Origin of the sequence: Coprococcus intestinihominis (genome assembly GCF_040096555.1) — a bacterium.
Taxonomy (GTDB): domain Bacteria; phylum Bacillota; class Clostridia; order Lachnospirales; family Lachnospiraceae; genus Coprococcus_A; species Coprococcus_A intestinihominis.
On record NZ_JBBMEK010000209.1, the window covers coordinates 1 to 5,987 of the forward strand.

A 5,987-nucleotide genomic window follows, 5' to 3' on the forward strand; every position below is an offset into this window, starting at 1 on the left:
ATCCAACAGCAGAAAATCATAATGTTTCAGCCATCCGCCTGATTCTCTTTTATACATATTTTCTCTCCTCTGTATGTTCTTCCCCAATGAACGTGTTTGATTCAAGCCTGCATGCTATATGAATCTCTTTTTAGTCATATTTTACGCTGAGAGCGCATATTTGCCGCGGAAGAACAAAAAATTTTCCTTTTTCATAAAAAGAATACTCATATTTATTATAACGGGCAAAACTATTTTGTCAACAGAGACGGCGCCGTTTTTGTATGATTCCGTCGACTTTTTAACGAAAAGGCAACATTTTGCAGCATATACTAAAGATTTATTAACATTCATCAACAAAAAAAGGAATATTCAAATGATATGTATCATTCAAATATTCCTCTTGTCTATCCACGATATGTTATAAAATCATTAACTAAATATGCCTAAGCGCACTACACCATCGCCTTTTTTATGGCATCCAACAGTTCATCATATGTCTCATAAGCCGGAATATCCGGATAATCGGCCTTGATCTTGTCTGTGCTTCTGAACAGAAAGCCCGCCTTGCTGGCCTGGATCATGCCCAGATCGTTATAGGAATCACCGCTGGCAATGGTCTCAAATCCGATGGACTGCAGCGCCTTGACTGTGCTGAGCTTTGACTGCTCTGTACGCATCTTGAAGCCTGTGATCTCGCCGTTGTCTGCTACTTCCAGTGTGTTGCAGAATAATGTCGGCCACCCCAGCTTCTCCATCAGCGGTGTGGCAAACTGTGTGAAAGTATCACTGATCAGAATCACCTGTGTGAAGGTTCTGAGCTCATCCAGGAATGCCTTCGCCCCCGGCAGCGGATCAATCTTCGCAATAGTCTCCTGGATTTCTTTCAATCCAAGGCCATGCTCCTTCAGGATTCCCAGACGCCAGTTCATAAGTTTATTGTAATCCGGTTCATCACGGGTTGTCTTCTTCAGTTCAGGGATACCGCTGGCTTCTGCAAATGCAATCCAGATCTCCGGTACCAATACGCCTTCAACATCCAAACAGGTAATATACATAACAGATAACTCCTTCCATTCTGATGGTCCATTTTCCACTCTCTGATCCATAGCTGATACATTTCTCAGATTCCTCTATGGAATAGTACCACTTTACTGCGTTGAAATTATCTTATCACACTTTTCCCGGGGATACAAGATATATGCAGGACTATTTTCGCCCAAAATGAAACAGGCCCTTCTTTTCATAGGGTTCGCTTGTATAATCTACCATTTCATAACCAATATCTTTAATCTGCTTCTTGGCCCAGGGAATATCCAGTTCTGCATCACTGAAGATCACTGTCTCTCCATCCTTGGCAGAAGATGTCACTTTCTTCACCTTGAAATTCTTGCGGATCAGCTCATTCATATGTGCCTCACACATACCGCACATCATACCATCAATTTTCAATACTGTTTTTACCATAATTCTGCATTTCCTTTCGTCATTCACTCAAGGCTCACCGTTTCTGTCTAATTCCATATTTATCGCGGAAGTCATGCTGTTTTTCTCACAGATATGTCATCCTGTTGACATACTGTTTCTATATGTCAATATACCCCCCAGGGGGTGCATGTCAATACATAATAACGAAAGCTTGATGTGTTTTTTTATCAATAATACTCTACGGTAATCTCCTGCTCTCCGACAATCGGTGTATGACCACCGCCGTCGTCCAGCGTATATTGCACCCGGATATTCAATCCTACCTCGTTCTCTTCCATAGAATAGGTCTCTGTATGCAGCAGAAACTTTGCCCCCACCATGTAGGCTTTATAATCTACCATTGTTGCTGTCAATGGATCAAAGAGCATATCACATGTAATCGCGCCCACACGATGCAGCAGCATTTTCTCATGATCTGCAAAAATACCGTTCTTGGTAATGGCATTGCCCGTATAATCTGTATAGGCCAACATATGCTGCCTGCCGTCCCATTTGTATTCTCCGGTTGTCTCCCACAGGTTCTCAACACCTTCCACAACACTCCGAATGCGAATATAAACGTTTCGAACTTCTGAACTTGATTTCACAGTTGTTTCTTCCATATATATATAATCCTGTTCCATTCATCTGTCTCACTTTCATTTGTTCTCTATGCATGATTTTCTTCTCTATTAATATAGCTTTCCTAAGCAGGATGCATCACGGCAATCTGTTCCAGGTATAACCATTTACTTACGTTTCCAGGCCCCTGTTTCATCCTCAATTCCGAACTTTGCCGGATCAAAGACCGGATTCTTGCCTTCCTTCTTCTGCTGTTCGTAATCCTCCAGAATGGCCGATGCCTTCGGCGCCAACAGAGCAATGGCAATGATATTGGCCCAGGCCATAAGTCCGTAGCCGATATCGCCCATGGACCAGATAGCATCTGCATTCACAATGGCTCCGAAAAATGAGGCTGAAAGGAAAACGGCACGGCAAATATTGACAGCCAATTTGCTGTTGTGGGTGAGATAACGGATATTCGCTTCTGCCTGATAACAATATCCCGTCATAGATGTAAAGACAAACAGCACAATGATGATCGCCAGCGCCTTGCCGCTCCATGTACCGTATGTATTCATCAGCGCATACTGTGTCCATTTGATACCGGCTTCAATGCCGCCTGTCTGGTCAAGGAGCAGATTGCCTGCGCCGTCACAGACATCAAATGTACCTGTCAGCAAGATGATCAGGGCGGTTGCTGTTCCGATAAATAAGGTATCCACATAAATGGAAAACGACTGAATCAGTCCCTGTTTCGCCGGATGAGAACATTCTGCTGCCGCGGAGACGATGGCACCGCATCCCATACCTGCTTCATTGGAATAAATACCTCGCTTAACGCCCCAGGAAACAGCAGAACCAAGAATCCCGCCAAAAACTGCATGTTTGCCGAAGGCTGATGAAACCACCATTCCAAGAATTCCCGGAAGCTTTGTGATATTGAGTCCAAGAATAACAACCGCTGCCACAATATATATACCGCACATCACCGGCGCCAGCATCTCGGCGATCTTGGCGATACGCTTGATACTGCCGTATACAACAATACCGAGGATCACACAGCAAATGGCGCCTACCAGAATCTTATTCACTGAAAATGCTTCCTCAAAAACCGTCACCAGTGAATTGATCTGAACCCCGGGCATCAGAAATCCCGGGCCAAGAAATGCCACCATCGCAAACAAAATAGCATACGGCTTGCATTTAAGTCCCTTCTCGATATAGTAGGCCGGTCCGCCCATATACTCACCATCCGGATTCTTTACCTTATAGGCCTGCCCCAGTGCCGACTCCGTGTAAGCAGAAGCCGCACCGATCAATGTGATGATCCACATCCAGAAAACGGATCCCGGGCCACCGAAATAAATGGCCGATGCCACACCGGCAATATTGCCCATGCCCACACGAGCACCCACTGTTGTTGCAAAAGCCTGAAACGGTGTAATACCGTTCTCACTCTCCTCTTTGGCTCCAAGTAAATGCACCATTTCCTTCAAAAAACGAATCTGAGGGAATTTCATGCGAATGGATAAATAAAGACCGACACCCAGACAGAGCAGCACAAGAACCATGCTCCAGATCATAGAGTCTACATGACCGACAAATTGTGAAAATGCTTCCATAAAAACGTTAAAACCTCTTTCCAACCGACACATTGACAAAACAAAATCCTGATAGACAAATCTATCAGGATTCTGACAAATAAGCCCGGTTAATTAAGCAATAATGGTATTATCATACGCTAAATTTCTGCAAAAATCAACCATCACAGGCAAAAAATGTTTATTTTTTAGTACATTAACGTGAGAAATCTTCTTCAGTGCTTTTATCTCTATTCATTAATACTATATTTACTTTTAGGACTGATGTGCCACAACGCGTACCGGCTGTCTCTTTTTCCTGACAATAGAAGCTGCAACCACGCCGGCCATTACCAGCATTGCGCCCATATAACCCTTCCCGGACAAAGTCTCATGCAGGAAAATGTATGAGAATACCGCTGAAAAAACCGGTTCCAGTGCAAACAAAAGGCCTGTATGTTCCGGTGTTGTATACTTCTGTGCCATTGGCTGCATCACGAATCCAAAGGCGCTGCATACAAATGCCAGGCCCAAAATTGCAATCCACTGGAAACCACTTGACGGCAATGTCGGTGTTTCAAGCATAAATGTGCAAATGACACCATACAGCGCTGCAAATCCAAGCTGCCAGATGCCAAGGAGCATTCCGTCCTCTTCCTGTGCAAACTTGTCCGTCAGCAGAATCTGCACCGCATACACAGCTGCACCTGCAAGACAGAGAATATCACCGCTGTGGAACACCAGTGACTGCTGCAGGGTCAGCAGACAAATGCCTGTCATCGTCAGCAGAATACTCAAAACATTCTGGTGATCCGGCATTTTCTTCTTGATCACCGCATGAAAAATCGGCACCAGCACAACGGTTGTACTTGTCAGAAAACCGCCATTGGAAGCGGATGTTGTCTGAAGGCCATGCATCAGAAACGCAAACAGCCCAAAAAGGAACAAGCCAAGAACTGCACCTTTCATCATCACACGCTTCGTTGTCTTCTTAAACTTTTTAAAAAACAAAAGTGAAACCGCAATAAATGCGATACCAAATCTTAATGCAATAATACAAAACGGCGGGATACCATCCAAACCAATCTTCATCAACAGATAGGAACTGCCCCATGCCATCGCAACCAGCGCCAGCATACTGTCCGCTCTCTGCTGCGTCCATCCATACTCTCTCATAACCTTATCCTACTCCTCTATCCTTATTTCAAGGTGTTTTTTAATTTGGCATTGCAAAATTTTACAAAACACCGCCTTGCTTTTTTGTTTTCCATGGAGTATTATACAACTATCTGAGTATTTGAAAAGAGAATAATATTAATGCTTATCATTCACAAAAGTTATGGAGTGTGCCTGCAATGATTTTAAACCGCTATGAAATTTTTCTGAAAACCGCCGAAATCGGCAATATTACCAAGACTGCTGAGATTCTTCACTATACCCAGGCCGGCATCAGCCATGCCATTGCCGCCTTGGAGAAAGAGACCGGATTTTCCCTTCTGGCAAGAAGTGCTTCCGGCGTCACCCTCACTGAGAACGGCAAACGCCTGCTGCCTTACATACAAACTCTGGTCAACGACCAGCATGGTCTCTCCCAGGCCATTTACGATATCAACGAAACGGTAGCCGGCACCCTGCGGATCGCCACCTTCACCAGTGTTTCCACCCAGTGGCTTCCGACCATCATCCGCAAGTTTCAGGCAGATTATCCCCTTGTGGAATTTGATCTGCTAGCGGGTGACTACGATGAAATCACAGAGCGTATTTTAAGCGGCCGCGTGGACTGCGGCTTTCTGACGGCTCCTGTTGCTGACCCGCTGGTCTTTCACCTGCTGTATAAGGATCCCATGAATGTCCTTCTTCCTGAAAGGCACCCCCTGACCCGGCAGGATGTTCTGACACTCCCGGAAATCAAAAAAGAGCCCTTGGTTTTGCCAACCAAAGGCTCTGATAATGATATTCAGGCAGTATTAAATTCAACCCGCGGCAAAACTAATGTCCGCTATGTCCTGAATGATGATTTGTCAGTTATCTCCATGGTATCTCACGGATTCGGCATCACCATCATGCCGGAACTGATCCTGCGAAACCTCAATTACAGTTTGGAGATCCGTCCTATTGACCCGCCGCAGTACCGTGCCATCGGAATTGCTTCCATGCCGTTAAACCGTGTTTCTGTACTAACAAAGACTTTCATTCAGTATCTGACTGACCCATCCAAAATCGACTTTAATGAACTTTGTTCTTGATCTCATCAACAATCTTCTCAACAAATTCATCAAGGCCCACAACTGTTGTATCTTTCTCGCCGTGAAGTCTGTAGGAAACCGTTCTGTTATCCTTCTCGTTGAAACCGATAACAAGAAGATATGGTACCTTCTGGATCTGTCCCTCACGCAT

The 5,987-nt window shown here is 44.7% G+C and carries 7 protein-coding genes; 1 reads left to right on the top strand and 6 read right to left on the bottom strand.

Translation table 11 applies throughout. The features are described 5' to 3' along the window. Positions 1–434: 434 nt before the first annotated feature. The 5 genes from thrH to WMO25_RS13710 all read right to left on the bottom strand — a co-directional run bounded on the left by thrH (position 435) and on the right by WMO25_RS13710 (position 4,766). Positions 435–1,037, bottom strand: a complete 603-nt coding sequence (gene thrH / locus WMO25_RS13690) for a bifunctional phosphoserine phosphatase/homoserine phosphotransferase ThrH (RefSeq protein ID WP_117528998.1) — start codon at positions 1,035–1,037, stop codon at positions 435–437. Between the two features lie 151 nt (positions 1,038–1,188). Continuing rightward, the gene (locus WMO25_RS13695; RefSeq protein WP_349085764.1) at positions 1,189–1,446 is read right to left on the bottom strand and encodes a heavy-metal-associated domain-containing protein; all 258 of its coding nucleotides are present in this window, start codon (positions 1,444–1,446) and stop codon (positions 1,189–1,191) included. A 188-nt stretch (positions 1,447–1,634) separates the two neighbouring features. Beyond that, positions 1,635–2,090 (bottom strand): DUF1934 family protein, encoded by a 456-nt coding sequence (locus WMO25_RS13700; RefSeq protein ID WP_117528989.1) that lies wholly within the window; start codon positions 2,088–2,090, stop codon positions 1,635–1,637. Between the two features lie 105 nt (positions 2,091–2,195). Next, positions 2,196–3,632, bottom strand: a complete 1,437-nt coding sequence (locus WMO25_RS13705; RefSeq protein WP_349085765.1) for an alanine/glycine:cation symporter family protein — start codon at positions 3,630–3,632, stop codon at positions 2,196–2,198. 234 nt (positions 3,633–3,866) lie between these two features. Further along, entirely contained in the window at positions 3,867–4,766 is a 900-nt protein-coding gene (locus tag WMO25_RS13710) for a DMT family transporter (RefSeq protein WP_349085766.1), read from the bottom strand. A gap of 179 nt (positions 4,767–4,945) precedes the next feature. On the opposite strand from WMO25_RS13710, the gene WMO25_RS13715 reads away from it, so the two are divergent. Beyond that, positions 4,946–5,836: a LysR family transcriptional regulator gene (locus WMO25_RS13715; RefSeq protein WP_117538855.1), complete on the top strand. Its 891-nt coding sequence runs from the start codon at positions 4,946–4,948 to the stop codon at positions 5,834–5,836. Here WMO25_RS13715 and WMO25_RS13720 read toward each other — a convergent pair. After that, on the bottom strand, positions 5,817–5,987 hold the full coding sequence (locus tag WMO25_RS13720; RefSeq protein ID WP_349085767.1) for a His/Gly/Thr/Pro-type tRNA ligase C-terminal domain-containing protein: 171 nt from the start codon (positions 5,985–5,987) through the stop codon (positions 5,817–5,819). The two genes, WMO25_RS13715 and WMO25_RS13720, sit on opposite strands and share 20 nt — an antisense overlap.

Excerpts from the sequence above, each read along its gene's own strand:
- thrH (WP_117528998.1), bottom strand. The coding sequence starts at position 1,037 with ATGTATATTACCTGTTTGGATGTTGAAGGCGTATTGGTACCGGAGATC.
- WMO25_RS13695 (WP_349085764.1), bottom strand. The coding sequence starts at position 1,446 with ATGGTAAAAACAGTATTGAAAATTGATGGTATGATGTGCGGTATGTGT.
- WMO25_RS13700 (WP_117528989.1), bottom strand. The coding sequence starts at position 2,090 with ATGGAACAGGATTATATATATATGGAAGAAACAACTGTGAAATCAAGT.
- WMO25_RS13705 (WP_349085765.1), bottom strand. The coding sequence starts at position 3,632 with ATGGAAGCATTTTCACAATTTGTCGGTCATGTAGACTCTATGATCTGG.
- WMO25_RS13710 (WP_349085766.1), bottom strand. The coding sequence starts at position 4,766 with ATGAGAGAGTATGGATGGACGCAGCAGAGAGCGGACAGTATGCTGGCG.
- WMO25_RS13715 (WP_117538855.1), top strand. The coding sequence starts at position 4,946 with ATGATTTTAAACCGCTATGAAATTTTTCTGAAAACCGCCGAAATCGGC.
- WMO25_RS13720 (WP_349085767.1), bottom strand. The coding sequence starts at position 5,987 with ATGCGTGAGGGACAGATCCAGAAGGTACCATATCTTCTTGTTATCGGT.